The sequence below is a fragment of the Plantimonas leprariae genome, from assembly GCF_008802405.1.
GTDB classification, from domain to species: Bacteria; Pseudomonadota; Alphaproteobacteria; order Rhizobiales; family Rhizobiaceae; genus Plantimonas; species Plantimonas leprariae.
On the sequence record NZ_VZDO01000040.1, the window covers coordinates 1 to 1,082 of the forward strand.

Here is a 1,082-nt window from a genome sequence, read left to right on the forward strand (position 1 = left end):
GCGCCGACGGTCCGGCCGCCTTCGCGGATGGCGAAGCGCAGCTTCTCCTCCATGGCGATCGGCACGATCAGCTTGACATCCATCGTGACGTTGTCGCCCGGCATCACCATCTCGGTGCCTTCGGGAAGCGTCACCACCCCCGTCACGTCGGTGGTGCGGAAGTAGAACTGCGGCCGGTAGTTCGTGAAGAACGGCGTATGGCGACCGCCCTCCTCCTTGGTCAGGATGTAGGCTTCCGCCTTGAACGTCGTGTGCGGCTTCACCGAACCCGGCTTGCACAGCACCTGGCCGCGCTCCACCCCGTCACGGTCGACGCCGCGAACCAGCGCCCCGATGTTGTCGCCCGCCTGGCCCTGGTCGAGCAGCTTGCGGAACATCTCGACGCCTGTCACCGTCGTCTTCTTGGTGTCGCGGATGCCGACGATCTCGACTTCCTCGCCCACCTTCACGATGCCGCGCTCCACACGCCCCGTCACCACCGTGCCGCGGCCCGAGATCGAGAACACGTCCTCGATCGGCATCAGGAACGGCTGGTCGATCGGACGCTCCGGCGTCGGGATGTAGGCATCCACCTGCGCCATCAGCTCGCGAACCGCGTCCTCGCCGATCGTCTTGTTCGAGTCCTCCAGCGCCGCCAGCGCCGATCCCTTCACGATCGGAATGTCGTCGCCCGGGAACTCGTAGGAGGACAGCAGCTCGCGGATCTCCAGCTCGACCAGCTCGAGCAGTTCCGCGTCGTCGACCTGGTCCACCTTGTTCATGAACACCACGATCGCCGGAACGCCGACCTGCCGCGCCAGAAGGATGTGCTCGCGCGTCTGCGGCATCGGGCCGTCCGCCGCCGAACAGACCAGGATCGCCCCGTCCATCTGCGCCGCACCCGTGATCATGTTCTTCACGTAGTCCGCATGCCCGGGGCAGTCGACATGCGCGTAGTGCCGCGCCGCCGTCTCGTACTCCACATGCGCCGTCGAGATCGTGATGCCGCGCGCCTTCTCCTCCGGCGCCGCGTCGATCTGATCGTACGCCTTGTACTCCCCGAAGTACTTCGTGATCGCCGCCGTCAGCGACGTCTTGCCATG

The 1,082-nt window shown here is 66.2% G+C and carries 1 protein-coding gene; it reads right to left on the reverse strand.

From position 1 onward, the window contains the following. On the reverse strand, positions 1-1,082 hold a 1,082-nt coding region (gene tuf / locus F6X38_RS23200), incomplete at both ends, for an elongation factor Tu (RefSeq protein ID WP_150974102.1).